23 protein-coding genes are annotated in these 25,920 nt (G+C 70.1%); 15 read left to right on the top strand and 8 right to left on the bottom strand.

The features are described 5' to 3' along the window. Positions 1–6 precede the first annotated feature (6 nt). On the top strand, positions 7–249 hold the full coding sequence (locus tag OG410_RS26815; RefSeq protein ID WP_329301480.1) for an exodeoxyribonuclease VII small subunit: 243 nt from the start codon (positions 7–9) through the stop codon (positions 247–249). Between the two features lie 271 nt (positions 250–520). Continuing rightward, positions 521–1,111, top strand: a complete 591-nt coding sequence (locus tag OG410_RS26810; RefSeq protein ID WP_329301479.1) for a malonic semialdehyde reductase — start codon at positions 521–523, stop codon at positions 1,109–1,111. Between the two features lie 136 nt (positions 1,112–1,247). On the opposite strand, the gene OG410_RS26805 is transcribed toward OG410_RS26810, so the two are convergent. After that, positions 1,248–1,766: a DUF4245 domain-containing protein gene (locus OG410_RS26805; protein WP_329301478.1), complete on the bottom strand. Its 519-nt coding sequence runs from the start codon at positions 1,764–1,766 to the stop codon at positions 1,248–1,250. A 126-nt stretch (positions 1,767–1,892) separates the two neighbouring features. On the opposite strand from OG410_RS26805, the gene glpX reads away from it, so the two are divergent. Continuing rightward, complete coding sequence (gene glpX, locus OG410_RS26800; RefSeq protein ID WP_326785733.1) at positions 1,893–2,924, top strand: class II fructose-bisphosphatase; 1,032 nt, start codon at positions 1,893–1,895, stop codon at positions 2,922–2,924. Positions 2,925–3,304: 380 nt separating this feature from the next. Here the strand turns inward: glpX and OG410_RS26795 are convergent, their stop codons facing one another. Together OG410_RS26795 and OG410_RS26790 are read right to left on the bottom strand one after the other, a co-directional pair. Then, positions 3,305–3,676: a WhiB family transcriptional regulator gene (locus tag OG410_RS26795; protein WP_326785734.1), complete on the bottom strand. Its 372-nt coding sequence runs from the start codon at positions 3,674–3,676 to the stop codon at positions 3,305–3,307. 198 nt (positions 3,677–3,874) lie between these two features. Then, the gene (locus OG410_RS26790; protein ID WP_329301477.1) at positions 3,875–4,603 is read right to left on the bottom strand and encodes a DUF1707 SHOCT-like domain-containing protein; all 729 of its coding nucleotides are present in this window, start codon (positions 4,601–4,603) and stop codon (positions 3,875–3,877) included. Positions 4,604–4,853: 250 nt separating this feature from the next. On the opposite strand from OG410_RS26790, the gene OG410_RS26785 reads away from it, so the two are divergent. From OG410_RS26785 to OG410_RS26755, 7 genes are all read left to right on the top strand, one after another. Continuing rightward, the gene (locus OG410_RS26785; RefSeq protein WP_329301476.1) at positions 4,854–6,515 is read left to right on the top strand and encodes a fumarate hydratase; all 1,662 of its coding nucleotides are present in this window, start codon (positions 4,854–4,856) and stop codon (positions 6,513–6,515) included. A 455-nt stretch (positions 6,516–6,970) separates the two neighbouring features. Beyond that, positions 6,971–7,723, top strand: a complete 753-nt coding sequence (locus tag OG410_RS26780) for a hypothetical protein (protein ID WP_329301475.1) — start codon at positions 6,971–6,973, stop codon at positions 7,721–7,723. A gap of 172 nt (positions 7,724–7,895) precedes the next feature. Continuing rightward, positions 7,896–8,033 carry a hypothetical protein gene (locus OG410_RS26775; RefSeq protein ID WP_329301474.1) on the top strand — a complete coding sequence of 46 codons (138 nt, stop codon included), beginning with the start codon at positions 7,896–7,898 and terminating at the stop codon, positions 8,031–8,033. Positions 8,034–8,166: 133 nt separating this feature from the next. Continuing rightward, entirely contained in the window at positions 8,167–9,570 is a 1,404-nt protein-coding gene (locus OG410_RS26770) for a class II fumarate hydratase (protein ID WP_329301473.1), read from the top strand. Between the two features lie 115 nt (positions 9,571–9,685). Next, on the top strand, positions 9,686–10,378 hold the full coding sequence (gene fomD / locus OG410_RS26765; RefSeq protein WP_329301472.1) for a cytidylyl-2-hydroxypropylphosphonate hydrolase: 693 nt from the start codon (positions 9,686–9,688) through the stop codon (positions 10,376–10,378). A gap of 397 nt (positions 10,379–10,775) precedes the next feature. Next, positions 10,776–12,953: a SpoIIE family protein phosphatase gene (locus tag OG410_RS26760; RefSeq protein WP_329301471.1), complete on the top strand. Its 2,178-nt coding sequence runs from the start codon at positions 10,776–10,778 to the stop codon at positions 12,951–12,953. 279 nt (positions 12,954–13,232) lie between these two features. Next, entirely contained in the window at positions 13,233–14,699 is a 1,467-nt protein-coding gene (locus OG410_RS26755) for a catalase (protein WP_329301470.1), read from the top strand. A gap of 109 nt (positions 14,700–14,808) precedes the next feature. On the opposite strand, the gene OG410_RS26750 is transcribed toward OG410_RS26755, so the two are convergent. Then, complete coding sequence (locus OG410_RS26750; RefSeq protein ID WP_329301469.1) at positions 14,809–17,130, bottom strand: transglycosylase domain-containing protein; 2,322 nt, start codon at positions 17,128–17,130, stop codon at positions 14,809–14,811. Between the two features lie 514 nt (positions 17,131–17,644). Here OG410_RS26750 and OG410_RS26745 point away from each other — a divergent pair. The 3 genes from OG410_RS26745 to OG410_RS26735 are packed head-to-tail and all read left to right on the top strand — an operon-like array spanning position 17,645 to position 21,197. Continuing rightward, the gene (locus OG410_RS26745) at positions 17,645–18,172 is read left to right on the top strand and encodes a PadR family transcriptional regulator (protein ID WP_329301468.1); all 528 of its coding nucleotides are present in this window, start codon (positions 17,645–17,647) and stop codon (positions 18,170–18,172) included. Beyond that, positions 18,169–18,867, top strand: a complete 699-nt coding sequence (locus OG410_RS26740; protein ID WP_328448694.1) for an ABC transporter ATP-binding protein — start codon at positions 18,169–18,171, stop codon at positions 18,865–18,867. Before OG410_RS26745 ends, OG410_RS26740 begins: the two co-directional genes overlap by 4 nt. After that, complete coding sequence (locus OG410_RS26735; RefSeq protein WP_329301467.1) at positions 18,864–21,197, top strand: ABC transporter permease; 2,334 nt, start codon at positions 18,864–18,866, stop codon at positions 21,195–21,197. Before OG410_RS26740 ends, OG410_RS26735 begins: the two co-directional genes overlap by 4 nt. A gap of 116 nt (positions 21,198–21,313) precedes the next feature. Here the strand turns inward: OG410_RS26735 and OG410_RS26730 are convergent, their stop codons facing one another. The 4 genes from OG410_RS26730 to OG410_RS26715 all read right to left on the bottom strand — a co-directional run bounded on the left by OG410_RS26730 (position 21,314) and on the right by OG410_RS26715 (position 24,462). Beyond that, positions 21,314–21,742 carry a hypothetical protein gene (locus tag OG410_RS26730; protein ID WP_328448698.1) on the bottom strand — a complete coding sequence of 143 codons (429 nt, stop codon included), beginning with the start codon at positions 21,740–21,742 and terminating at the stop codon, positions 21,314–21,316. A 4-nt stretch (positions 21,743–21,746) separates the two neighbouring features. Further along, positions 21,747–22,199 (bottom strand): roadblock/LC7 domain-containing protein, encoded by a 453-nt coding sequence (locus OG410_RS26725; protein ID WP_329301466.1) that lies wholly within the window; start codon positions 22,197–22,199, stop codon positions 21,747–21,749. Between the two features lie 51 nt (positions 22,200–22,250). Then, positions 22,251–23,210 carry a MarR family transcriptional regulator gene (locus OG410_RS26720; RefSeq protein ID WP_329301465.1) on the bottom strand — a complete coding sequence of 320 codons (960 nt, stop codon included), beginning with the start codon at positions 23,208–23,210 and terminating at the stop codon, positions 22,251–22,253. Between the two features lie 277 nt (positions 23,211–23,487). After that, positions 23,488–24,462, bottom strand: coding sequence for a LysR substrate-binding domain-containing protein (locus OG410_RS26715; RefSeq protein WP_329301464.1), 975 nt, complete (start codon positions 24,460–24,462; stop codon positions 23,488–23,490). A 174-nt stretch (positions 24,463–24,636) separates the two neighbouring features. Here OG410_RS26715 and OG410_RS26710 point away from each other — a divergent pair, with 174 nt between their 5' ends. Together OG410_RS26710 and OG410_RS26705 are read left to right on the top strand one after the other, a co-directional pair. After that, positions 24,637–25,191 (top strand): peroxiredoxin, encoded by a 555-nt coding sequence (locus OG410_RS26710; protein ID WP_328448706.1) that lies wholly within the window; start codon positions 24,637–24,639, stop codon positions 25,189–25,191. A 6-nt stretch (positions 25,192–25,197) separates the two neighbouring features. Continuing rightward, positions 25,198–25,731, top strand: coding sequence for an alkyl hydroperoxide reductase (locus OG410_RS26705; protein ID WP_326785759.1), 534 nt, complete (start codon positions 25,198–25,200; stop codon positions 25,729–25,731). The last annotated feature ends 189 nt before the right edge of the window (positions 25,732–25,920 follow it).

Below are 25,920 nucleotides of genomic sequence, written 5' to 3'. Positions count from 1 at the left end.
GGACGCATGACCAGCAAGGTGGACGAGGCGCTCGGGTACGAGCAGGCACGGGACGAGCTGATCGAGGTGGTACGCCGCCTGGAGGCGGGCGGTACGACCCTGGAGGAGTCCCTGGCGCTCTGGGAGCGCGGCGAGGAGCTGGCCAAGGTGTGCCGACGCTGGCTGGAGGGCGCTCGGGCCCGTCTGGACGCCGCCTTGGCCGAGGAGTCCCAGGAACAGGAGAAGGACGCCGGCTCCGGATCCGAGTGACGAGCGGTGCCGGCACCGGGTGACGAGCGGCTCGGGTACCGGGTGACGAGCGGCTCGGGTGACGAGCGGCTCCGAGTGACGTCTTGCTGTGAGTAGCTCCAGCGGGGCCCGCGACACGGCGGGCCCCCTTTTTCGATCCTTCTTTCGATCCTTGCACCTGTGAAGCGGATCACCACGCCCCACTTTTGGTTGAACTTTAAACCTCCTCGGCGTACTGTCGTACTCGCCAACAGATCCCCCGGATCCACCGCACATACCGAGAAGGTTCTCCATGTCTCTCGTCCTTGACCCCACCGCTCAGGACCTGCTGTTCCGCGAAGCTCGCACGGCGAACACGTTCACCGACGAGCCGGTGACCGACGAGCAGGTGCAGGCGATCTACGACCTGGTCAAGTACGGCCCGACCGCCTTCAACCAGTCGCCGCTGCGCATCACCCTGGTCCGCTCCCCCGAGGCCCGTGAGCGCCTGGTGCAGCACCTCGCCGAGGGCAACCGGGCGAAGACCGCCGCCGCCCCGCTGGTCGCGATCCTCTCCGCGGACAACGAGTTCCACGAGGAACTGCCGGCGCTCCTCCCCCACTTCCCCGCCGCCAAGGACCTCTTCTTCTCCGAGCGCCCGGTCCGTGAGAGCGCCGCGGGGATGAACGCCGCCCTCCAGGCCGCGTACTTCATCATCGGCGTCCGTGCCGCCGGCCTCGCCGCGGGCCCGATGACCGGCGCCGACCTCGCCGGTGTCCAGAAGGAGTTCCTGGACGACGACCACACCCCGCTGATGATCGTGAACATCGGCAAGCCGGGCGAGGACGCCTGGTTCCCGCGCGGCCCGCGCCTGGACGCGGACCAGGTCATCACGACCGTCTGACCGACGGCACCGAGGGAGCCGCCGGCACCGCCGTTCGCCCCCTCACCCGCACCAGACAGACGAGAAGAGCCCCCGGCGCTGCCGCCGGGGGCTCTTCTCCATGCCTTACGGGTTCCACGAGGCCGTACGGGCGGCGCTACGAGGTCTTCAGGGCCTCCGCCATCTTCACCAGCGTGCCGAACGACCCGGTGCCGGTCACCACCGTCGTGGCGCCCTTGTCCTGGAGGACGAGGGCGTCGTAGTGGTCGCCCTCGTAGCGCTGCCAGGTCCGGTCGCCGATGCGCTGGGTGCCCTTCGTCTGCCGGGCGCCCTGGCTCGCCGTGTCGATGAACACGGCCGGCCGCTGAGTGGACTGCTCGACCGCCACGTACTGACCGTCGGGGGCCTGGAAGCCCAGATGCCAGGCGTCGAACTCACTGCCGTCGTAGCGCACCGAGGTCGCCTTCCACGCCGAGGGCAGCCCTTCGGGCGCCGCCACGGGATAGCTCGCCGCGCGGCGAGCCGTCAGCAGCTCGACCTTGTAGTCGACACGCTTGAGATCCGGCTCGGAGTCGTCATGCGGAATGAAGATGTAGATGACACCCGCCATGAGCCCGATGAGGCCCAGGGAAAGAATCATGTCCCGGACCGACTGCTTGCCTTTCGTACCTGCCACGCACCTATCGTCGCAGGTGCCCTGGCCTGCTCATCCGTGGGCCCCCCTGCTCATTTTGTAAGCCTGACGATAGAGTCGGGGCATCACCCTCATCCGGCCGTCGTCGTATCAGAAAGGTGCGTGTCGATGACCGAGCATCATCTGCCCTCCGAACTCGAAGTCCCGTCGGAAGCCCCCGACCGCAACCTCGCCCTCGAACTCGTCCGCGTCACCGAGGCCGCCGCCATGGCCGCGGGCCGCTGGGTCGGCCGCGGCGACAAGAACGGTGCCGACGGTGCCGCCGTCCGGGCCATGCGCACCCTCGTCTCCACCGTCTCGATGAACGGCGTCGTCGTCATCGGCGAGGGGGAGAAGGACGAGGCCCCGATGCTCTTCAACGGGGAGCGCGTGGGCGACGGGACCGGTCCCGAGTGCGACATCGCCGTCGACCCGATCGACGGGACCACGCTCACCGCCAAGGGCATGACGAACGCGATCGCCGTGCTCGCCGCCGCGGACCGCGGCACCATGTTCGACCCGTCCGCGGTCTTCTACATGGACAAGCTGGTCACCGGCCCGGAGGCGGCCGACTTCGTCGACATCAACGCGTCCGTGGCGGTGAACATCCGCCGGGTCGCCAAGGCCAAGCGGGTCACGCCCGAGGACGTCACGGTCGTCATCCTCGACCGGCCGCGCCACGACGGGATCATCAAGGAGATCCGGGAGACCGGCGCGCGCATCAAACTGATCTCCGACGGCGACGTCGCGGGCTCCATCCTCGCGCTGCGCGAGGGCACCGGCATCGACCTGCTGCTCGGCATCGGCGGCACACCCGAGGGCATCATCTCGGCCTGTGCCGTCAAGTGCCTCGGCGGCACCATCCAGGGCAAGCTGTGGCCGAAGGACGACGAGGAGCGGCAGCGGGCCATAGACGCCGGGCACGACCTCGACCGCGTCCTGACCACGAACGACCTGGTCTCCGGCGAGAACGTCTTCTTCGTCGCGACCGGCATCACCGACGGCGAGCTCCTGCGCGGGGTGCGCTACCGCTCCGAGACCGCGACGACCGAGTCGATCGTGATGCGGTCCAAGTCGGGCACGGTCCGCCAGATCCGGTCGGAGCACCGGCTGAGCAAGCTGCGTGCGTACAGCGCGATCGACTTCGACCGCGCCAAGTAGGACCACCGGCCCGGAGGGCCGGGCGCCGACACGGCGCAAAAGGGGCGCCCCTTGTGCGGAGGGGTGCCCCTTTCTCCTGCGCGGACCACGGCTGAAATCCACCTGCGCCGACCACGGCCGAAGTCCCGCGCCGACACCGGATGACGTCTTCGGGTCGGGTGCCGACACCGGCCGACGCGATCCTGTGCGGCCACCGTCCGACGGCCCTCCCGCGCCGGCACCGGATGAAGCCTCCGGCACCGACACCGGGCGGCACCCGGGCAGCCGCGCGGGTACCGCTTCGGGGCGGCGGGTGGCACGGCTGCCGTGTGTACGCAGTTGCCGTGTGTACGGGACGGCCCTGCCCCGGCTCCCCACTGGTCCCGCGGGTGCGGGGTGGGTCAGCCGGCCGCGGCTATCGTGCCGCGGGTGGCCTTCTTGAGTTCCAGGTCGCGACGGCGGCGCCGGGCGAGCACGACACGGCGCTCGGCGGCGGTCAGGCCGCCCCAGACGCCGTACGGCTCGGGTTGCAGCAGCGCGTGTTCGCGGCACTCGACCATGACCGGACAGCGGGCGCAGACGCGCTTGGCCGCCTCCTCGCGGGAGAGCCGTGAAGCGGTCGGCTCCTTGGAGGGGGCGAAGAACAGGCCGGCTTCGTCGCGCCTGCACACCGCCTCCGTGTGCCATGGCGCTTCCTGATCCCTGTCCCGCACGGGCGCCCGCTGGGCCGGAACGGCAGCTACCTGCAGGGACTGATGCGGCGGTTGCAGCACGGGTCTACTCCTGACGACGGCTTCGCGAGCGTGCCGGGCGCCGGGGAAGTCCCACAGCGCCCTCCAAGAGACGATGCAGCAAGCCCTACCCGCTGTACGCGCGCCTATGCACTGCGTGGAGAAGCCCGGCCGTTCTCGGGCATGATCGATCGTCGCCGCCGGACCGACCCGCATCGGCCACGCGCATATTCACAAGCGTCAACGGTCGAGGTGCTTGCGCAAACTCCGGTCCAGCCGGTCCGCCACCCGCTCGTTCACCCGGCTCGTGACCCGGTCGAGGATGTCCGCGATGAGCTTGCCGCGCTTGGGCCTCGCCTCGACGTTCCCCAGGACGGCGAGGCCGTCGACGTAGACCACGGGCGCGTCGGGGTCGCCCGAGTCCAGCGTGTCCACCTCGAAGTTGCCGAGCACCCCGCCGCCGCTCCCGCGCAGCGAGACGTTCTCCGGCACGGAGATCTCGACGTTGCCGAACACCGAGATCGCCTTGATCACGACCTGCTGGTACTCGAAGATCGCCTCGCTCAGGTCGATCTCGACGTTTCCGAAGACCGAGTACGCGTGGATGCGCCGGCCCGCCCGCCAGCGGCCCTTGCGGACGGCGGAACTGAAGACCGCCACCACGGTGTCGTCGGCCTCCGCCGGGATCGCGCCCTGGGTGGGGCGGTTGGGCGCGGAGACGTAGGCGGAGGCCGCGCGGCCCGTGTGGGCGGCGGGCAGGTCACGGACGAACTGGTCGAGCTCGCCGACCGTCTTGGTGGCCAGTACGCCCTCGACCCGCTCGGCATGCTCCTCCGCGGTCAGGCGCCCTTCGGCGACGGCCTCGCGCAGGATGTCGGTGATCCGGTCGCGATCGGCGTCGGAGGCACGCAGCTCGGCCGGCTTCGCCGCCGTGGCGGCACTCGCGTCGGGGCTCTTTTGAAGGTCCACGGCAACAGCGTACCCAAACGCGATAGATCGCGACTACCCCTGGCGCGCCACCCGCGGGAAACCCGCTCTCCCCCGGGACCGACGGTCCGATGTCCGAACTGAGCCTTACCTCACAGCCCCGGCGCCCGTGCCAGGTTCTACGCTGGTGAACGCTGCCGATGACGGCCGGCCTCAGGCGAGTGAGCCGAAGGGGTGCGCCCGAGGCGACCGAGCCCCGAAAAAGCTGACTGTCGAGTGAGGAATAGGCGAGATGCCTGAGTTTGCGTACACCGATCTGCTCCCCCAGGGAGAGGACACCACGCCGTACCGGCTGGTGACCTCCGAGGGTGTCTCCACCTTCGAGGCCGACGGGCGCACGTTCCTCAAGGTGGAGCCGGAGGCGCTGCGCAAGCTCGCCGCGGAGGCCATCCACGACATCCAGCACTACCTGCGCCCGGCGCACCTCGCCCAGCTGCGCCGCATCATCGACGACCCGGAGGCCTCGGCGAACGACAAGTTCGTCGCCCTGGACCTGCTGAAGAACGCGAACATCGCGGCGGCCGGCGTCCTCCCCATGTGCCAGGACACCGGCACGGCGATCGTCATGGGCAAGCGCGGCCAGAACGTGCTCACCGAGGGCGGCGACGAGGCCGCCCTCTCGCACGGCATCTACGACGCGTACAAGAACCTGAACCTGCGCTACTCGCAGATGGCCCCGCTGACCATGTGGGACGAGAAGAACACCGGCTCGAACCTGCCGGCGCAGATCGAGCTGTACGCCACCGACGGCGGCGCCTACAAGTTCCTGTTCATGGCCAAGGGCGGCGGCTCCGCCAACAAGTCGTTCCTCTACCAGGAGACGAAGGCGGTCCTCAACGAGGGCTCCATGATGAAGTTCCTGGAGGAGAAGATCCGCTCCCTCGGGACGGCCGCGTGCCCGCCGTACCACCTGGCGATCGTCGTCGGCGGCACGAGCGCCGAGTACGCGCTGAAGACCGCGAAGTACGCCTCCGCGCACTACCTGGACGAGATCCCCTCGGAGGGCTCCGAGCTCGGGCACGGCTTCCGGGACAAGGAGCTGGAGGAGAAGGTCTTCGAGCTGACCCAGAAGATCGGCATCGGCGCGCAGTTCGGCGGCAAGTACTTCTGCCACGACGTACGTGTGGTGCGCCTGCCCCGCCACGGCGCGTCCTGCCCGGTCGCGATCGCGGTCTCGTGCTCGGCCGACCGCCAGGCCGTCGCGAAGATCACCGCCGAGGGCGTCTTCCTGGAGCAGCTGGAGACCGACCCCGCGCACTTCCTGCCGGAGACCACGGACGAGCATCTCGACGAGGCCGGCGACGTCGTGAAGATCGACCTCAACCAGCCGATGGACGACATCCTCGCCGAGCTGACGAAGTACCCGGTCAAGACCCGGCTCTCGCTCTCCGGCCCGCTCGTCGTGGCCCGCGACATCGCGCACGCCAAGATCAAGGAGCGGCTGGACGCGGGCGAGGAGATGCCGCAGTACCTGAAGGACCACCCGGTGTACTACGCGGGCCCGGCCAAGACCCCCGAGGGCTACGCGTCCGGCTCCTTCGGCCCGACGACCGCCGGCCGCATGGACTCCTACGTCGAGCAGTTCCAGGCGGCGGGCGGCTCCAAGGTGATGCTCGCCAAGGGCAACCGCAGCAAGCAGGTCACCGACGCCTGCGACGCGCACGGCGGCTTCTACCTCGGCTCCATCGGCGGACCGGCCGCCCGGCTCGCCCAGGACTGCATCAAGAAGGTCGAGGTCGTCGAGTACGAGGAGCTCGGCATGGAGGCCGTCTGGAAGATCGAGGTCGAGGACTTCCCGGCCTTCGTCGTCGTCGACGACAAGGGCAACGACTTCTTCAGCCCGCAGGAACTCTCTCAGCCGACGTTCACAAGCATCCCGGTGCGTCAGGCGTGACCTGAGCCTATAGGCGCTTCTCACGCCCCCGCCGGTCCGCCCGGCGGGGGCGTTGTCGTGCTGTCACTCGGCAACGGTCCGCCCTGGCCACCGAGTGCTCACAGCATTGCCCCCCACCGTCGAGAAGGTTGCCGCCCTGGTCCCCAACGGGCGGCGCTCTGAACCGAGATCGTCGCCCGCTCGCCAGAGCTGTACGCAGTGTGGCTCAGGCTTCCGGCCGGGGCGGTCGTTCGGGCTACCGGTCACACCCGTAAGACGCCGTAATACACGCCCCCTCGATGGAGCATTCACACGCTGTCCGTCGGGCGGGGACTGTCATCCCAGGTAGGGAATCGGGATGTGCCCGTCGGGCCCTTGACCGGGTGCCGCTTCGACGGAGGATGGGGGAAGAGAGCGGGTCTGCGTGGTGAAGTGCGGGCCTCTGATAACTCCGACAGCAGGGAGCGTTTCTTCCGATGACCGCACAGCCCGCACGCCCTGAGCGCAGCGGTCCCGAGACCGCCTCGGTCATGGATGTCTCGCCGTTCAAGCCTTCTCTCGTCAAAGCGGTGTTCAGGGACGTGACCCCGATGCACGTCTCTCGGTCGGCCGCGTGGGCCGCCGCGTCGGTGACGCGGACAGTGCTGACGGAGATCATCGACGGCGCGAGGAGAGCGGCGGCGACGGAGGCCCGGAAGAAGCTGATTCCCGGGGACCTTCTCTGGGCGATCGACCGGAACGTCGAGCTCGAGGTGGGGGACAAGTGGTACGACCACAGCCCGACGTTTCAAGGCCTGACCGGTGTCCTGTACGACGCCGAGGGTGTCATCGTGCCTTCTCGTAAGCGCAGCAGGTCGCGCAAACCGAGTGCTGTGGTCGGCGCCCACAGGTTCGAGGCCGGGGTCAAGAAGCTGCTGCGGAGCCAGGGGGCGACGGCCGTCCCGGCGATGGTCCGTGACCTGGACGGAATCGCGAGCGTGTTCCTGACGGACCTCGCCCGGGACGCGGCCATGGTCGTCCGCGAGGGCGGGGTCAAACGTTTCGGTACGGTCACCCCAATGATGTCGGGCGAACCGGCCCCACCTCCGTTCCTCAAGGATTCCCTCCAGGCCCTGTCCGCCCGCAGGGGGGACGGGCGGACCATCGGCAGGGACGACATCCTGGCCGCCACCACGATTCAGTTGTCCGGCGGCAACCTCAGGCAGCGAGCCCTCACCGAGGCACGCTAGGCGACACAGATGCATGGCGCCGGACACGTCCAGGTCTTCAGCGAAGCCGACTGTGCGGCCGTCCGCAGTCGGCCCCGAGGCCCAGTGCTCGACCGCGTGCTTCTGCTTCTCGGGACTGGTGGTGTCGTCCTTGAGGATGGAGAGACGGACGGTTCCCAGAACCCTCGGGTGCTTGACCAATAAATCGAACGGCTTCTTCCAGAACCCCGCCCTCGCCCCGACCTTCACCACGATCCCGGTGCGGGGCCCGGGACCGGCCTGGTACGGGCCCGTACGGCGTACACCCTTCCGGGTGACGCCGTGCGGGTGACGCGCGTGTGACGCCGTACGAGCCGGGGAACGGCCGCCGACAAGGCGGCCGTTCGTGCGGCGCGGCGCTCGCGCGGCTTCGGGCGGGAACACGGGCGGGCTCCGGGATGCTGTGTCGCATGGAGGTGTCACCAATGGCGGATGGCCAGGGCGAAGGCGCGTACAGGATCGAGCACGACTCCATGGGCGAGGTGCGGGTGCCCGCGGAGGCGAAGTGGCGGGCGCAGACGCAGCGCGCCGTGGAGAACTTCCCCGTCTCGGGGCAGCGCATCGAGCGCGCGCACATCGAGGCCCTCGCCCGGATCAAGGGGGCCGCCGCGAAGGTGAACGGCGAGCTGGGCGTGATCGCCAAGGATGTCGCGGAGGCGGTCCAGGAGGCGGCCGCGGAGGTCGCCGAGGGGCGCTGGGACGCGCACTTCCCGGTCGACGTCTTCCAGACGGGCTCGGGCACCTCCTCCAACATGAACGCCAACGAGGTCATCGCCACGCTGGCCGGCGAGCGGCTGGGCCGGGACGTCCACCCCAATGACCACGTGAACGCGTCGCAGTCGAGCAACGACGTGTTCCCGTCGTCCATCCACATCGCCGCGACCGCCGCCGTCACCCGCGATCTCGTCCCCGCCCTGGAGCATCTCGCCGCCTCGCTGGAGCGCAAGTCGCGGGAGTTCGCCGATGTGGTGAAGTCGGGGCGCACCCATCTCATGGACGCGACGCCGGTGACGCTCGGCCAGGAGTTCGGGGGCTACGCGGCCCAGGTGCGGTACGGGGTCGAGCGGCTGGAGGCCTCGCTGCCGCGGCTGGCCGAACTGCCGCTCGGCGGCACGGCCGTGGGGACGGGGATCAACACGCCGCCCGGGTTCTCCGCCGCGGTGATCGCGGAGGTGGCACGGGCGACCGGGCTGCCGCTCACGGAGGCCCGCGACCACTTCGAGGCGCAGGGGGCGCGCGACGGGATCGTGGAGACGAGCGGTCAGCTGCGGACCATCGCCGTCGGGCTGACGAAGATCGCGAACGATCTGCGGTGGATGGCCTCCGGGCCGCGCACCGGACTGGCCGAGATCAGCCTCCCGGATCTCCAGCCCGGATCCTCGATCATGCCGGGCAAGGTGAACCCGGTGATTCCCGAGGCGGTGCTGATGGTCGCCGCGCAGGTGACGGGGAACGACGCGACCGTCGCCGTCGCGGGCGCGGCCGGGAACTTCGAGCTGAACGTGATGCTGCCGGTGATCGCCAAGAACGTCCTGGAGTCGGTCCGGCTGCTCGCGAACGTCTCGCGGCTGCTCGCCGACCGCACGGTCGACGGGATCGTCGCGCACCGCGAACGGGCCCGTGAGTACGCGGAGTCCTCGCCGTCCGTGGTGACGCCGCTGAACAAGTACATCGGGTACGAGGAGGCCGCCAAGGTCGCGAAGAAGGCGCTGGCGGAGCGCAAGACGATTCGCCGGGTGGTGCTGGAATCGGGGTACGTGGAGCGCGGGGACCTGACCGAGGAGCAGTTGGACGAGGCCCTGGATGTCCTGCGGATGACACACCCGTAACAGCCCGTGTCCATGGAGAAACGCCTGATGACAGCTCCGTAACAGCAGGTCGCCGTCGGCGGGAACCGTGACGCGAACCGCAGCGTCGCATGCCTGGGGCACCTAATATCTGGTCATGGCAGAGGGTGGAGCGGTGAGACGAGCGGAAGCGGGCGGGCCGGCGGCCCACTGGGAGCCCGGGAGCCAGATCCTGTGGCGGTACCGGGAGAACGGCGGGGACAGCGTCCACATCTGCCGCCCCGTGACGGTCGCACGCGACGACGCCGACCTGCTCGCGGTGTGGATGGCGCCGGGTACCGAATGTGTGAAGCCGGTCCTCGCCGACGGTTCGCCGGTGCATGGAGAACCGCTGGAATCGCGCTACACGAAGCCTCGCGCGGTGCGGCGCGACCGCTGGTTCGGGACCGGTGTGCTGAAGCTGGCGCGGCCGGGCGAGGCCTGGTCTGTGTGGCTGTTCTGGGAACAGGGCTGGCGTTTCAAGAACTGGTACGTGAACCTGGAGGCCCCACTGACCCGCTGGGCGGGTGGAGTGGACTCGGTGGATCACTTCCTCGACATCTCGGTCCACCCGGATCGCAGTTGGCGCTGGCTCGACGAGGACGAATTCGCCATGGCGCAGCGGGCCGGTCTGATGGATGCTCAACTGGCGGCACAGGTACGGGAAGCGGGGTGGTCGGCGGTGGAGGTGATCCGTTCCTGGGGCGCGCCGTTCTCGGACGGATGGCAGCACTGGAGGCCGGATCCGGGCTGGCCGGTTCCCGCTCTGCCGGATGACTGGGACCGTACGCCCGCGCACGTGTCCTCATGAGACCCTTGATGCGCCCCCGTGGTACAACCGTAGGATCGTCTTCCGCAAGGGCAAACGGCAGCGACAACTCCCGCAGGATGAGCCGAGCTTGACCATATGTCACCGAGGGGCGGCAGGACGTGAGCGAGGGGTACGAGGCGTACGGCGGCGTGGCCGGCCAGGGACCGGTCGCACCGCGCGGGCTCGCCACGACGGCCGTGCGGGCCAGGGCTTCGGCCGTCGCCCCGCTGTCGGCACGGACCGTTTCCGGCCGTCGGCGAGCCGTACCGTGCCGGGCGACGGCTGTTCGCGCCGTCGGTCCCGGCCCTGACGACACGCAGAATCCGTTCCTGGGGCACACATTCCGGGTATCGGGGCTGCGGGAAGAATTGCGCGCTCGGCGCGCAGCCCCGGACGGATGGACTCGACACGCGTGACGGAGCATCCCACCTCGCACGAGCGCCGGCAGAGCGGCGCCGGCCGGCCGCCCGCCCCCGCGGACCCTCGCGGGGCGCTCCTACGTACCTCCGAGCCGCCGTCCCCGCTGCCGGGTTCCGGCGCGTTACCGGTACAGGCCCGCACGGGCGACACACCGAGGGGTTCGGGTGCGCCCAGGCCTCGCGGCAAGCGCGGGAAGGCCGGCGGCCAGGTGTCCGCCGACCTCGGCGCGTCCGCGTCCTCGGGCACCGACGTGCCGTCGTCCTCGCCGGTCTCCTCCGGGCCCGGCTCCGAGCATTCGCAGCCCTCGGCGACCGAGCCCGACACCCACCGCCCCCGGCCCGCGCCGGAGGGCATCCCGATCCAGCCGGACGCCGAGCAGGGACGGGCCTCGCGGGCATCCGGCGGCAAGGACCGCCGTACCGGACAAGGTGTGCCGCAGGGCGGACCTATGCCTATGCGGCGGGACGGGGACCGGCTGCGCTTCGTGGGCGCCGCGACCCGGCGGATCGCCCGGGGCATCGACCTCGACGAGATCGTGATGGGGCTGTGCCGGGCGACCGTGCCGACCTTCTCCGACGCGATCCTCGTCTATCTGCGTGACCCGCTGCCGGTCGGTGACGAGCGGCCGACGGGTCCTCTGGTGCTGCGGTTGCGGCGCACGGACCGGATTCCCGAGGAGCGGGACACCGAGAGCGGTTTCCTGCCCGCGCTGCGGCCGGAGCCCAACGAGCTGTCGGCGATGACGGCCGAGCTGTGCGAGGTGCGCGCCGGTGGTGCCCTCGCCGAGGTGCTGCGCGGGGTGCGGCCGGTGTTCGCGGACGCGCCCGCCGCGCGGGCCGCGCTGCCCGAGCTGCTCGGCGACGATCTGCCGGTGCCGAGCGGGCAGCGCGCGATCCTCGCGCCGCTGCGCGGCCGGCGCCGGGTGATCGGGGCGGCGCTGTTCCTGCGCCGGCCGGAGCGGCTCGCCTTCGAGGCGGACGACCTGCTGGTGGCGGCGCAGCTCGCCACGCACAGCGCGCTCGGTATCGACAAGGCGGTGCTGTACGGCCGTGAGGCGTACATCGCCGACGAGCTCCAGCGCACGATGCTGCCCGAGACGCTGCCGCGGCCCACGGGGGTCCGGCTGGCGTCCCGGTATCTGCCGGCCGCGGAGACGGCCCGGGTGGGCGGTGACTGGTACGACGCGATCCCGCTGCCGGGCAGCCGGGTCGCGCTGGTCGTCGGTGACGTGATGGGCCACTCCATGACGTCGGCGGCGATCATGGGCCAGCTGCGGACGACGGCGCAGACCCTCGCGGGGCTCGATCTGCCGCCGCAGGAGGTGCTGCACCACCTGGACGAGCAGGCGCAGCGGCTCGGCACCGACCGCATGGCGACCTGTCTCTACGCCGTCTACGACCCGGTGTCGCACCGGATCACCATCGCCAACGCGGGCCATCCGCCGCCGGTGCTGCTGCATCTGGGCGGGCGGGCCGAGGTGCTGCGGGTGCCGCCGGGCGCCCCCATCGGTGTGGGCGGGGTCGACTTCGAGGCGGTGGAGCTGGACGCGCCGGCCGGGGCGACGCTGCTGCTGTACACGGACGGTCTGGTCGAGTCGCGGCTGCGTGACGTCTGGACCGGGATAGAGCAGCTGCGGGAGAAGCTCGCGGCGGTCGCGGCGCTGACCGGGCCGGATCATCCGCCGCCCCTGGAAGCACTGTGCGACGAGGTGCTCGACATGCTCGGCCCGGGTGACCGGGACGACGACATCGCGCTGCTCGCCGCGCGGTTCGACGGGATCGCGCCGAGCGATGTCGCGTACTGGTTCCTGGAGCCGGAGGACGCGGCGCCCGGCCGGGCCCGGCGTCTGGCCCGGCGGGCTCTGGCCCGCTGGGGCATGGAGGACATGACCGACTCCGTGGAGCTGCTGGTCAGCGAGGTCGTGACGAACGCGGTGCGGTACGCGTCACGGCCGGTGACACTGCGGCTGCTGCGGACGGATGTCCTGCGCTGTGAGGTCGGCGACGACGTGCCGCAGCTTCCGCGGCTGCGGCAGGCTCGGGCCACGGACGAGGGCGGTCGCGGGCTGTTCCTGGTGAACCGGCTGGCGCGGCGGTGGGGGGCGACCCGGCTGAGTACGGGAAAGGTCGTCTGGTTCGAGTTGAACCGGAACTGACCGGGTACCCGTCCGGTCTCGCCCCGGTGAGCCGGCGCCGAACTGCGCCGGTGCGGGTGCCGGACGGCGGCTGCGCGGGTGCCTGACGGGCCTGTGCCGGTGCCGGACCGTGCCGCCTGTGCCGGGTGCCTGTGAGGCGTTCATGCGGGTGCCTGAAGGCGCCTGTACGGGCGGGTCGCTGCCGGCACCCGTCCCCTGTTGCCGACATGATGTCGGCGGCGTTGACTGCCGGGGTGAGCGAAGCGACCTGACGACCTCATCTCCGACGGGAGGACGCTCGTGACGCAGGCATCCCGGAAGGCTCCGTACACCACGAACAACGTCGGGATTCCGGTGGAGAGCGACGAACACTCGCTCACCGTCGGCCCCGACGGCCCGATCCTGCTCCAGGACCACTACCTCATCGAGAAGATGGCGCAGTTCAACCGGGAGCGGGTGCCCGAGCGGGTGGTGCACGCCAAGGGCAGTGGCGCGTACGGATTCTTCGAAGTGACCAACGACGTCAGTCAGTTCACCAGGGCGGATCTGTTCCAGCCGGGCAGGCGCACGGACATGCTGGCGCGGTTCTCGACCGTAGCCGGTGAGCAGGGCTCGCCCGACACCTGGCGCGACCCCCGCGGCTTCGCGCTGAAGTTCTACACCGAGCACGGCAATTACGACATGGTGGGCAACAACACCCCGGTCTTCTTCGTCCGTGACACGATCAAGTTCCAGGACTTCATCCGCTCGCAGAAGCGCCACCCGGTGACAGGGCTGCGCGACAACGACATGCAGTGGGACTTCTGGACCCTCTCGCCCGAGTCGGCGCATCAGGTGACCTGGCTGATGGGCGACCGGGGCATCCCGAAGACGTACCGCCACATGAACGGCTACAGCTCCCACACCTACATGTGGATCAACGGCGGCGGTGAACGGTTCTGGGTGAAGTACCACTTCAAGACCGACCAGGGCATCGACTTCCTCACCCAGGCGGAGGCCGACGAGCTCGCGGGCACGGACGGGGACAGGCACCGCCGTGACCTGTTCGAGTCGATCGAGTCCGGCGACGCGCCGAGCTGGACGCTGAAGGTCCAGATCATGCCGTTCGAGGACGCGGCGGACTACCGGTTCAACCCGTTCGACCTGACCAAGGTCTGGCCGCACGGGGACTACCCGCTGATCGACGTGGGCCGTATGGTCCTGGACCGCAATCCCGAGGACTACTTCGTCCACATCGAGCAGGCCGCCTTCGAGCCCTCGAACATGGTGCCCGGCATCGGGCCCTCGCCGGACAAGATGCTGCTGGGCCGGCTGTTCTCGTACCCCGACACCCACCGCTACCGGATCGGCCCCAACTACAGCCAGCTGCCGCCCAACCGGCCGCGCTCCCCGGTGAACTCGTACGCCAAGGACGGCCCGATGCGCTACGAGCCGTCGACGGCGTCCCGCCCGTACGCGCCGAACTCCTACGGCGGCCCCGCGGCCGACTACGAAGGCCGCTTCGGTGACCCCGCGAGCTGGCAGACCGCCGGTGAGCTGGTGCGCGAGGCCTGCAAGCCGCACCGCGAGGACGACGACTGGGGCCAGGCGGGCACGATGGTCCGCGAGGTGCTGGACGACGCGGCCCGGGACCGGCTGGTGGGCAACGTCAGCGGGCATCTCAAGGCCGGTGTCACCCGCCCGGTGCAGGAGCGCGCCTTCCAGTACTGGCGCAACGTGGACAAGGAGACCGGCGACCGGATCGCGCGGAACGTCGACGACGGCTGAAGCGCCGAAAGGCCGGCCGGTCCCCGGGTGGGGGACCGGCCGGCCTCTTCGGCAGAGGGGGCACCCGGAGTTCCGGGTGCCCCCTCTGTCACGCGTCCGCTGTCGTCCGCTACTGGCTGGTCTGGTCGAACGGGTTGTCCGGGACGCCGTCGGTGGGCGAACTCGTCGGTGTGGACGGGCTCGTCGTCGTCGGCTCGGTCGTCGTCGGCTCGTCCGTGGGGGTCGGCGGAGCGCTCGTGGTGGGCGGCTCCGTCGTCGGTTCCTCGGTGGTCGGGGTCGACGACGGCGTGCTGGACGGCGTCTGGGTGGCGGTGGGCAGGTCGGTCGGCGCCACCGCCGCGCCCGACGTGGTGTTCAGGTCGAACTCGGTGACCTTCCCCGCCATCGCCGCGAACGTGTAGGCCGCCCAGATCTTCGCCGGGTAGCCACCGCCGTTGACACGGCCGCCCTCCAGGACGAGGCCCGTGGCGCCCTTCATGGAGACGTGGTCCTGGGTCTTCGGGTTCTCGCCGAACAGGCCGACCGAGGTGACCAGGTTCGGCGTGTAGCCGGTGAACCAGGCCGACCTGTTGTTGTCGGACGTACCGGTCTTGCCGGCGACCTGCTGGCCGTCACGGGACGGGTTGTTCCGGACGGAGACGCGGGCCGTACCGTCGTCGACCACGCCGGTCAGCACCGAGGTGACCGTGTCGGCGGCCTCCTCGCTGATGACCTGCTCGCCGATCGGGTCCGGCATCTTGACCGTGGTGTCCTTGTGCTCGGCCTTGGCGACGACCGCCGGAGTGACCTTCTTGCCGTGGTTGTCGAGCGTGGCGTACGCGCCGGCCATCTCCAGCGGGCTCGCGCCCATGGAGCCGAGGGTCTGGGCGGGCACCGCCTGGAGGCCCTTGGTGTGCATGCCGAGCTTGCCCGCGACCTTCAGCACCTCGTCCATGCCGACGTCGACGCCCATCTGCGCGAAGACGGAGTTGATGGACTTGTTCATCGCGGTCTGCACGGTGACGGGGCCGTAGCTGTGCTCGTCCTCGTTCGGCGGTGCGAACCCGATGTCGCTGCCCACCACGGGACGGCGGTTGGTTCCGTCGTAGATCGTGTTCGCGGTGATCGGCTGCCCGGAGTGCGTCTTGGCCTTCTCCTCGAGGGCGGCCGCGAGGATCATCGGCTTGAACGTCGAGGCGGCCTGGTAGTCACGGCGCGTCGCGTTGTTGAAGTAGTGCTTGAAGTAGTCCTTGCCGCCGTACATCGCGAGGACCTTGCCGGTCTTGGGGTCGACCGACACGGCGCCGGCCTGGATGTCGGCGTCGACCTTGCGCTTCTTCGGGTCCAGCTTGCTGGTGAGCTGCTCCTTGACCGTCTTCTCCAGCAGGGCCTGCTTCTTCTTGTCCACGTTGAGCGTGATGGTCCAGCCGCCCGCGGTGAGCAGGGCCTTGGCGTCGTCCAGGTCCTCGGCGGTGCCCTGCGCGACAAGCTGTTTGGCCAGCTCGTCGTTGGCCTGCTCCACCAGATAGCCGGTCTGGCCCTCCATGCCGGGCGCGCCCTTGGGGTCCTTGGGGACCGGGAACTTCATGGCCGCGCGCTTGCCCGAGTCGAGCCAGTGCTGCTCGACCATGTTGTCGAGGGTGTAGTTCCAGCGGGCCTCGACGAGCTTCTTGCCGGTCTTCGAGGCGACCGCCCAGTCGTACTGGCTCGGAGCCTGGAGCAGCGAGGCGAGGTAGGCGCCCTGCGCGACCGAGAGGTCCTCGGCGTCGACGCGGTAGTAGGCCTGCGCCGCGGCCTGGATGCCGTACGCGTTGCGGCCGTAGTAGCTGGTGTTGATGTAGCCCGCGAGGATGTCGTCCTTGGACTTCTTGCGGTCCACCTTCAGCGAGATGACCATTTCCTTCAGCTTGCGCGTGACGGTCTGGTCCTGGCTGAGGTAGTAGTTCTTGACGTACTGCTGGGTGATCGTCGAACCACCCTGCTTGCCCTTGCCGGAGAGGGTGTTGATCAGGCCTCGGGCGGTGCCCTTGAGGTCGATGCCGGAGTCGCTGTAGAAGCTCTTGTTCTCGGCGGCGACGAACGTCTTCTGGACGCTCTTGGGCACCTTGGCCAGGTCGACTATCTCGCGGTTGACCTTGCCGCTGCGCCCGAGCATCGAGCCGTCGCTGTACTTGTAGATGTTGCTCTGGCGCTTGGCGGCGGCGTTGCCCTCGGGCACCGACACGACCATGTAGAGCACGATGAAGGCGCCCATGCCGAGCAGGCAGAAGCCGAAGAACGTCCCGAGGATCGTCTTCCAGTTCACGAACCGGCGTATGCCGGTGCGGCGGGGCTTCTTGCCGTCGGCCTTCGTGCCGGGCCCGGAGCCCGGCGACTCGTGCCCGGACGAACGCTGGGGCGCCGCGCGGCGGCCCTGCACCTGCCGCGCTCGTCTCTCTTCAGCTCGTCCCATGGGTCGATCCGCTCCGCTTCATTCTCGTGTGGCACACAAGTTCGCCGGTCAGGTCAGCTCAGAAAGCTAACACCGCGCGCTATGACAAAGGGGCGCCGATCCGGCCTTTTCCGGACGTGACAATCAGCACGCCCTTGGCACCGCCCCACTGAGTCCGACGTGCGGAGAGGCCGGAAGGTTGCCGGGACGGGACAAAGTGAGACGACGAACAGCGCACGACGGGAGCGCGGACCGGGTTCCCGCCGTGCCGCGCACTCCCCGGGTCCGTGCGGGCGGCGCCCTGGCCAGGGAGGGCGCCGCTCCGGGTGCGGGAGGGCGGGGGGCCGGGTCCGGGAGGGCGGGGGGCCGGGTCCGGGAGGGCGGGCGCCCCGCGTGCGGGAGGAGCGGCCGGACGGTTCCAGAACCGTGACAATCGGCCGTGACCAGCCGGTTCCCTATGCCAGGGCCACCTCTCCCGCGACCTGTACGCACGGCGTATACACGCGGTGTATACGCCGTGTGTAGAGTGCTGGGCATGTCCATCGGTCACACCCTTCTAGGGCTCCTGGAGTCCGGGCCGCGCCACGGTTACGACCTGAAGCGGGCCTTCGACGAGAAATTCGGTCACGACCGGCCACTGCACTACGGCCAGGTCTATTCGACGATGTCGCGGCTGCTGAAGAACGGGCTCGTCGAGCTCGACGGGATCGAGGCGGGCGACGGGCCCGAGCGCAAGCGGTACGCGATCACCGAAGCCGGCGTCACCGACGTGCGGCGCTGGCTCGCGACGCCGGAGAAACCCGAGCCGTACCTCCAGTCGACCCTGTACACGAAGGTCGTCCTCGCCCTGCTGACCCACCGGGACGCGAGCGAGCTCCTCGACACCCAGCGTTCGGAGCATCTGCGGATGATGCGCATGCTGACCGAACGCAAGCGGAAGGGCGATCTGGCCGATCAGCTGATCTGCGACCACGCCCTCTTCCACCTGGAGGCAGACCTGCGGTGGCTGGAACTGACGGCCGCGCGCCTCGACCGGCTCGCCGAGGCGGTGACGGCCCGATGACGGCGGCCACTCCTCCCCCGGGCTCCCTGCTCACCGCCTCGGAGCTGCGCAAGACGTACGGCCCGACCACCGCGCTGGACGGTGCCGACTTCTCCATCCACCCCGGCGAGGTCGTCGCCGTGATGGGCCCCTCCGGCTCCGGCAAGTCCACCCTGCTCCACTGCCTCGCCGGCATCGTCACACCCGACTCCGGCTCGATCACGTACGACGGCCGCGAGATGGCGACGATGAACGACGCCCAGCGCAGTGCGCTGCGCCGCTCCGCGTTCGGGTTCGTCTTCCAGTTCGGCCAGCTCGTACCGGAGCTGAGCTGTGTCGAGAACGTCGCGCTGCCGCTGCGGCTGAACGGCACGGGCCGCAGGGAGGCCGAGCGCACCGCGCTGTCCTGGATGGAGCGGCTGGAGGTCGACGACCTCAGGGGCAAGCGGCCCGGTGAGGTCTCCGGAGGTCAGGGACAGCGGGTGGCCGTCGCCCGTTCGCTGGTCACCAGCCCTCGGGTGCTGTTCGCCGACGAGCCGACCGGCGCGCTCGACTCCCTCAACGGCGAGCGCGTGATGGAGCTGCTGACCGAGGCGGCCCGCTCGACGAACGCCGCCGTCGTGCTCGTCACGCACGAGGCGCGCGTGGCCGCGTACTCGGACCGCGAGGTCGTCGTACGCGACGGCAGGTCCAGGGACATGGAGCGGATCGTATGAGTGCCCGCCAGTGGTCCCGCGACCTCGCCATGGGTGCCAGGTTCGCGGTGACCGGAGGCCGTGAGGCCTGGGTACGGGTCCTGCTGACGGCCGTCGGGGTCGGTCTCGGCGTGGCGCTGCTGCTGCTCACCACGGCGATCCCGAGCGCGCTGGACGCACGGCACCGCCGGGAGGCCGCCCGCACCGACATCACGTACAGCTCGACGATCAAGAAGAAGTCCGACCGTACGCTGCTCGTCGCCAACGTGGGCACCACCTTCCGCGACGAGGACGTACGCGGCCGGCTGCTCGAATCCGAGGGGGCCCGCGCACCGCTGCCGCCGGGCGTGTCCACGTTCCCGGCGGTCGGCGACATGATCGTCTCCCCCGCTCTCGACCGGCTGCTGAAGTCACCCGGGGGCAAGCTCCTGCGTGAGCGGCTCAACCGCCGTGTCAGCGGCACGATCGCCGACAGCGGGCTCGCCGATCCGCATGAACTCGCCTACTACGCGGGCGCCGAGGGCCTGACCGCCGGCCCGCTGAGCACCGGCCGGGTCGAGCGCATCGACTCGTTCGGCTCCGAGGAGCGGTCCGAGGCGATGGACCCCGTCCTGCTGCTGCTCGTGCTGATCGTCTTCGTGGTGCTGCTGATGCCGGTCGGCGTCTTCATCGCGGCGGCCGTACGGTTCGGCGGTGAGCGGCGCGACCGGCGGCTGGCGGCGCTGCGGCTGGTCGGCGCGGACGGGCGGATGACCCGGCGCATCGCGGCGGGCGAGGCGCTGGCCGGGGCCCTGGTCGGACTGCTCCTCGGCGCCGGGTTCTTCCTGATCGGGCGCCAGCTCGCGGGCCTGATCATGCTCTTCAGGATCAGCGTCTTCCCGGGCGACCTCAATCCGGCGCCCGCCCTGGTGGCGCTGGTGGCCCTCGCGGTCCCGGCCGCCGCGGTCGCGGTCACGCTCTTCGCGCTGCGCGGCGTCGTGATCGAACCGCTCGGCGTGGTGCGTACGGCACGGCCCTCGCGGCGCCGGCTGTGGTGGCGGCTGCTGCTGCCGCTGGCAGGCCTCGCGATGCTCTACCCGATGATCGGGCAGGGGCGGACGGGCGGCGACTTCAACGAATACCTCGTCGTCGGCGGCGTCATGCTGATCCTGGTCGGCATCACCGCGCTGCTGCCCTGGGTGGTCGAGGCGGTCGTGGCCCGGCTGAACTCCGGTGGCGTCGCCTGGCAACTGGCCGTCCGCAGGCTCCAGTTGAACAGTGGCTCGGCGGCCCGTCTGGTCAACGGCATCGCGGTGGCGGTGGCCGGCGCGATAGCCCTGCAGATGCTGTTCGCCGGGGTCGACAGCGACTACACGAAGGTCAACAAGACCGATCTCACCCGGGCCCAGATGTCCGTCAACGTGCCGGACAAGGTGACGATGGACAAGGCGGTCCGGGAGCTGTCGGGGACCAGGGGGGTCACGCGGGCGACGGCCCTCGGACGGAGCGATCTGGGCGACCGGCGCGACGAACCCGAGCACGAGTCGAGCGTGACGGTCGGCGACTGCGCGGCCCTGCGGGAGACGGCCAGGCTGCCCTCCTGCGAGGACGGCGACATCTTCGCTGTCGAGAACGCGGAGTGGGACGAGAACACCGCGGCACTCGACAAGGCCGGTACCAAGCTCTACCTCGACCCGTCCAACGGCTCCTACTTCAAGGGCGAGGAGATCCCCTGGACGGTGCCGAAGGACATCAAGCGGGCGGGCTCGCGCAAGGACCCTTCGGGCGACGAACGCGGCGGCTTCCTGTTCACGCCCGGGGCGCTGCCCGAGCCGGCCGCGTCCGCCGTGCACGGGACGGTCTATCTCCAGCTCGACGAATCGGTGCCGGACGTCCGTGAACTCGTCCGCAACAGCGCGGCGCGGATCGACCCGCGGACCGAGGCCAACACCTGGACGGTGACGACCGAGGCCGGGAAGTTCACGTCGATCCGTACCGGACTGTCCGTCGGGGCGGCCTGCGTCCTCGTTCTGATCGGCGCGAGCCTGCTGGTCTCCCAGCTGGAGCAGCTCCGGGAGCGCAGGAAGCTGCTGTCGGCGCTGGTCGCCTTCGGCACCCGGCGCCGCACGCTGAGCATGTCGGTGCTGTGGCAGACCGCGATCCCGATCACCCTGGGGCTCGCCCTCGCGATGGCCGTGGGCCTCACCCTCGGCACGGTCCTGCTCAGGATGACGGACACCGCGGTGAGCGTGGACTGGGCGAGCGTGCTGTCGATGACCGGCATCGGCGCGGGTGTCGTGCTCCTGGTGACCCTGCTCAGCCTGCCGCCGCTGATCCGGCTGATGCGGCCGGACGGGCTGCGCACGGAATAGGGCGCCGGACGAACGCGGCGGGGCGCGGTCCGCGGCCTGCCGTGCCACGCCGGTGACACGGTCTGCCGTGCCGCCGCCGGTGGCCCTCCCCGACCGGGAGGGCCACCGGTCCGCGTTCAGAGGCTGTACTCCTTCACCACGCGGCGGACCTGCGCGAAGAGCATGCCCACGTTGACCGCCTTGCGGCAGACGACCACGGCGACCACGTCCTGACTGTCGTTCATCCGCACGAACAGATGGGTGAGGTTGTCGCTGTTGACCAGGATCTCCTGGAAGAAGTGCGCGTCGGACTCGATGCCGCGCCGTTCCTTGAAGACGTCCTCGATCATCTGGACCGTACGCCCCTGGAACAGGTCGAGGGTCGCGCCCGCGAGCAGGTCCAGGACCTCCGGCGGATGGTTGTCGACGGTCTCGTAACTCAGCAGCATTCCGGTCGACATGTCGACCGCTCCGGAGGCGAGGCAGTCCGGAGCGTCGGTGCGCAGTGATTTGACCAGGCCCATGATCTGGTCGGAGAACCCCGGCGTCATTCGCTTGCTGGCCATGTCGTCATACCCCTTCGGTTGCGGTCTCGGTCACGGCTCCGACGACAGCGTCGGGTACGGCGGGAGGTTCGGGGAGCGGACCGGGGCCGGCCCCGGTGAGGATCGATCCGATGCGGCCGAGAGCCGGCCGGGTGTGCTCGTGGAGTCGTTCGAGGTCGATGCCCTCGTCGCCGAGGACGATCATCAGCGCGGTGTCGCCGACCGCGTAGAAGGCCGCGAGCCCCTGGCTGCCGTAGGTCACGGTCTGACGGAACGCGCCCCGGCCGGTGACCGCGGTCGCGCGGCGCGCGATACCGAGGCCCGCGGCGGCGATCGCGGCGAGGCTCTCCGGTTCGATGGTGTCGGCGGTGTCGGCCGCGATGAGCATTCCGTCGGCGGCCGCCACCGCCGTATCGGTGATTCCGGGAACCTGTTCCCGGAGTTCCCTCATTTCCCTGGCCAATGCCTCGTGATTCATTTATCGAACTCCCTGATGATGCGCATGTGATCGTTGACAGGTATTTCGGTTTCACGTTCCGGAGTCCGGGGTCCAGATCCGGTGCCGCAGCCGGAAGAATCCTTTCCAGCTCGCCCCGGCCCTTTCGGGGGCGAGGGTTTCGGTTATTCCGCTCGCTCCGGGATCACGGCGGGGCAGCGACGGGGCATGCGCGCCGGGGTCTCTGCGGGGCAGGGACGGAGCGATCGCCTCCGGTGGCGGGCCGGGGTCCGGCCGGGGCCCGGGTGCCGCGGACTCTCCGGCGGCCACCGCGGAGGACAGGGCGGAGAACACCTCGGGGTCCAGGGCGGGCGGGGCGCCGGCGGGCCGCTGCCGGAGCGCTCCGGTCGGCAGGTCCCGCACGGTGACGCGGGTGGCGGAGTCGGGCTCCGCCGGCAGTTCCAGCAGCCCCTCGCCGAGCATGCGGGCCATCCCCACCGTGACGGTGTAGGCGCCGAGGCCGGTCGCGAAGGCGATGTCACGGGCGGTCCGGCGGCCGTCGGCGTGGGCCAGCAACTCCTTCTGCGGTGGCGGGAGCTGCTCGCGTATCTCGTCCGGCACCGCGGCCGGCACGGGGCGCTCCCGGTCCGGCCGTACGGGCCACGGCAGGGCGGCGACCGCCGCGAGCTTCCTCGCCGCGTCCTGGAGCAGCCGCCCCGGAGCCTCTCCGAGGGCGACCGGCGCGTACGGCTCGAAGGCGGCGTCGAGCGGGTCGCACGCCTCCACGTCACCGGCCACGACGGCGAAGGCCGCGTCCTGCATCGCCATCATGCAGACGACCCGGAGCTGTGCGGCCCCCGCGTAGCCGTGCGCGATCAGCCCGGCCTCGGGCCACCGGCTGCCGTCGGCCTCGCGGAGCAGTCCGGCCCACTGTTCACCGCTGACGCGGCCGGAGCGCAGCAGCCGGGCCTCGGCACCCGGGGCACCCGGACTCTCGACGGCGACGACGCAGCCGTCACGGAGATGGAAGACTCCTCCGGGCTTTCCGGACACCCGTAGTTTTCCCGTCACCCGTGTGCTCTGGCATTCGCTCAGCGCGCGTGACAGCAGGTCGTATCCGACCCTGCCAAGGGAATCCCGAATGCCCGACATCACTCCCCTTGGAACTTCCGGCACTTCGCACAGACGCCTGACGATTCACCCTGAGGAGGTATGTGTATCAGCCGGGGCGGATATCCCAGCGAGAGTCGCACTACCTGACGGAAGTTGAAATATCCCGGCTCCCGAAGGACATCATCGGTCGCTCAATCGACCGACTGTGCACGGCAGTTCAGACCTCGGCGTCCAACACCCTGACGGGCAGCGGGCGCAGAGCCCCCCGCAGGGCCTCCGCCAGCTCCTGGTACTCCGTGCTCCGCGCGGCGCCCGACCGCATCGCGAGCGCGATCCGCCGGGTGGGCGCCGGGTCCGCGAAGTACCCGGTGAGGAGCTGATCGCTGCGGGTGGTCTCCACCTTGACCGCGGTACGCGGCAGCAGGGTCACCCCGAGACCGCCGGCGACCAGCTGGACGAGGGTCGACAGGCCCGCGGCGGTGGTGGTCACGGGGGCGTCCGCGCGCCCGGCCTCACGGCAGATGTCGAGCGCCTGGTCGCGCAGGCAGTGACCCTCGTCGAGCAGCAGCAGACGCAGTTCCCGCAGCGCCTCGCGCGGAATGCCCTCCCGCCCGCCGAGCCCGTGGCCGAGCGGGGTCACCAGCACGAAGTCCTCGTCGAACAAGGGGAGTTCGAGGACACCGGGCACACCGAGGGGGACCGCGAGCAGCAGCAGGTCGAGCCGGCCGGCCGTCAGGCCCTCCAGCAGGCTGGCCGTCTGCTCCTCGTGCACCTGGAGGTCGAGGTCGGGGTAACGGTCGTGGACGAGACGCAGGACGGTCGGCAGGAGGTAGGGGGCGACGGTGGGGATGACACCGAGGCGCAGCGCTCCCGTGAACGGCGCGCGTACGGCCTCCGCCTCCTCCATCAGCGCGCCGACCTCGGCCAGCACGGCCTTGGCGCGTACGGCCAGACGCTCACCGGCGGGCGACAGCAGCACTTTGCGGGTCGTACGCTCCAGCAGGATCACCCCGAGGGTCTCCTCCAGGGCGGACACGGCGCCGGACAGGGCGGGCTGGCTCATGCCGATCGCGGCGGCCGCGTCCCGGAAGTGCAGATGCTCGGCGACGGCGGTGAAGGCGCGCAGCTGCGCGAGGCTGGGGCTGCGGCGCCCGCCGCCCTTGCCGCCCGCCCTGCCGGTGGGGCTCGCCATGGCCTCGCCTCTCGCTCCGGGTGGGTTCACCGGACGTCACTGATAGCCGTACTCGATCAACACGACCAAGTGTAGCTATTTCCCGAATCAATACTGCCTGTGCCACGATCGAGGTCGTCCACCCCCTAGGGAAACGCCCCCAAAAAGGGCTGCCCCTTGCTGCTAGGAGAGTTTGTGCTCACTGTCGGTGACCAGTTCCCCACGTTCGACCTGACCGCCTGCGTCTCGCTGGAGAAGGGCCAGGAGTTCGAGCAGATCGACCACAAGACCTACGAGGGCAAGTGGAAGATCGTCTTCGCGTGGCCCAAGGACTTCACCTTCGTGTGCCCGACCGAGATCGCGGCGTTCGGCAAGCTGAACGACGAGTTCGCCGACCGTGACGCTCAGGTGCTGGGCTTCTCCGGCGACTCCGAGTTCGTGCACCACGCCTGGCGCAAGGACCACGACGACCTGCGTGACCTGCCCTTCCCGATGATGGCCGACTCGAAGCACGAGCTCATGCGCGACCTCGGCATCGAGGGCGAGGACGGCTTCGCCAAGCGTGCCGTCTTCATCGTCGACCAGAACAACGAGATCCAGTTCTCCATGGTGACCGCCGGCTCCGTCGGCCGTAACCCCAAGGAGGTGCTGCGGGTCCTGGACGCTCTCCAGACGGACGAGCTCTGCCCGTGCAACTGGACCAAGGGCGAGACCACCCTCGACCCGGTCGCCCTCCTGGCCGGTGAGTGACCTTCCATGGCTCTCGACGAACTGAAGTCCGCCATACCGGACTACGCCAAGGACCTGCGCCTGAACCTCGGTTCGGTGATCGGCAACAGCGACCTTCCGCAGCAGCAGCTGTGGGGCACCGTCCTGGCCTGCGCCATCGCCTCGCGCTCCCCGCGCGTGCTGCGTGAGCTGGAGCCCGAGGCGAAGGACCGGCTGTCGCCCGAGGCGTACACGGCCGCCAAGTCGGCCGCCGCGATCATGGCGATGAACAACGTCTTCTACCGGACGCGGCACCTGCTGTCCGACCCGGAGTACGGGACGATGCGGGCCGGTCTGCGGATGAACGTCATCGGCAACCCGGGTGTGGAGAAGGTCGACTTCGAGCTGTGGTCGCTCGCCGTCTCCGCGATCAACGGCTGCGGGCAGTGCCTCGACTCCCACGAGCAGGTGCTCCGCAAGGCGGGCGTCGACCGGGAGACGATCCAGGAGGCGTTCAAGATCGCGTCTGTGCTCCAGGCTGTCGGCGCCACGCTGGACGCCGAGGCGGTCCTCGCCGAGTAGTCCTCGCGCGCCCGAGCGGCGTGCGCGGCTTGCGCGGCGTGCAACCCGCTCGAACTCTCAGGGCCCCGCTCACCTTCACGGTGGGCGGGGCCCTGTGCGTTCACGATGAGTGGAACCCGGTGCGTTCACGCCGGGCCGGCCCTGCGCGTTCACGCCGGGCGGGGTCCTGCGCGTTCTGCTGCGCGAGTG

The organism is Streptomyces sp. NBC_00659, from assembly GCF_036226925.1.
GTDB lineage: Bacteria > Actinomycetota > Actinomycetes > Streptomycetales > Streptomycetaceae > Streptomyces.
This window is presented reverse-complemented; position numbering and strand designations above follow the sequence as displayed.

Coding starts and splice junctions, on each gene's coding strand:
- OG410_RS26735 (WP_329301467.1), top strand. CDS start 18,864: ATGAGTGCCCGCCAGTGGTCCCGCGACCTCGCCATGGGTGCCAGGTTC.
- OG410_RS26770 (WP_329301473.1), top strand. CDS start 8,167: ATGGCGGATGGCCAGGGCGAAGGCGCGTACAGGATCGAGCACGACTCC.
- OG410_RS26705 (WP_326785759.1), top strand. CDS start 25,198: ATGGCTCTCGACGAACTGAAGTCCGCCATACCGGACTACGCCAAGGAC.
- glpX (WP_326785733.1), top strand. CDS start 1,893: ATGACCGAGCATCATCTGCCCTCCGAACTCGAAGTCCCGTCGGAAGCC.
- OG410_RS26780 (WP_329301475.1), top strand. CDS start 6,971: ATGACCGCACAGCCCGCACGCCCTGAGCGCAGCGGTCCCGAGACCGCC.
- OG410_RS26785 (WP_329301476.1), top strand. CDS start 4,854: ATGCCTGAGTTTGCGTACACCGATCTGCTCCCCCAGGGAGAGGACACC.
- OG410_RS26750 (WP_329301469.1), bottom strand. CDS start 17,130: ATGGGACGAGCTGAAGAGAGACGAGCGCGGCAGGTGCAGGGCCGCCGC.
- OG410_RS26740 (WP_328448694.1), top strand. CDS start 18,169: ATGACGGCGGCCACTCCTCCCCCGGGCTCCCTGCTCACCGCCTCGGAG.
- fomD (WP_329301472.1), top strand. CDS start 9,686: ATGGCAGAGGGTGGAGCGGTGAGACGAGCGGAAGCGGGCGGGCCGGCG.
- OG410_RS26815 (WP_329301480.1), top strand. CDS start 7: ATGACCAGCAAGGTGGACGAGGCGCTCGGGTACGAGCAGGCACGGGAC.
- OG410_RS26725 (WP_329301466.1), bottom strand. CDS start 22,199: ATGAATCACGAGGCATTGGCCAGGGAAATGAGGGAACTCCGGGAACAG.
- OG410_RS26745 (WP_329301468.1), top strand. CDS start 17,645: ATGTCCATCGGTCACACCCTTCTAGGGCTCCTGGAGTCCGGGCCGCGC.
- OG410_RS26730 (WP_328448698.1), bottom strand. CDS start 21,742: ATGGCCAGCAAGCGAATGACGCCGGGGTTCTCCGACCAGATCATGGGC.
- OG410_RS26810 (WP_329301479.1), top strand. CDS start 521: ATGTCTCTCGTCCTTGACCCCACCGCTCAGGACCTGCTGTTCCGCGAA.
- OG410_RS26760 (WP_329301471.1), top strand. CDS start 10,776: ATGGACTCGACACGCGTGACGGAGCATCCCACCTCGCACGAGCGCCGG.
- OG410_RS26715 (WP_329301464.1), bottom strand. CDS start 24,462: ATGGCGAGCCCCACCGGCAGGGCGGGCGGCAAGGGCGGCGGGCGCCGC.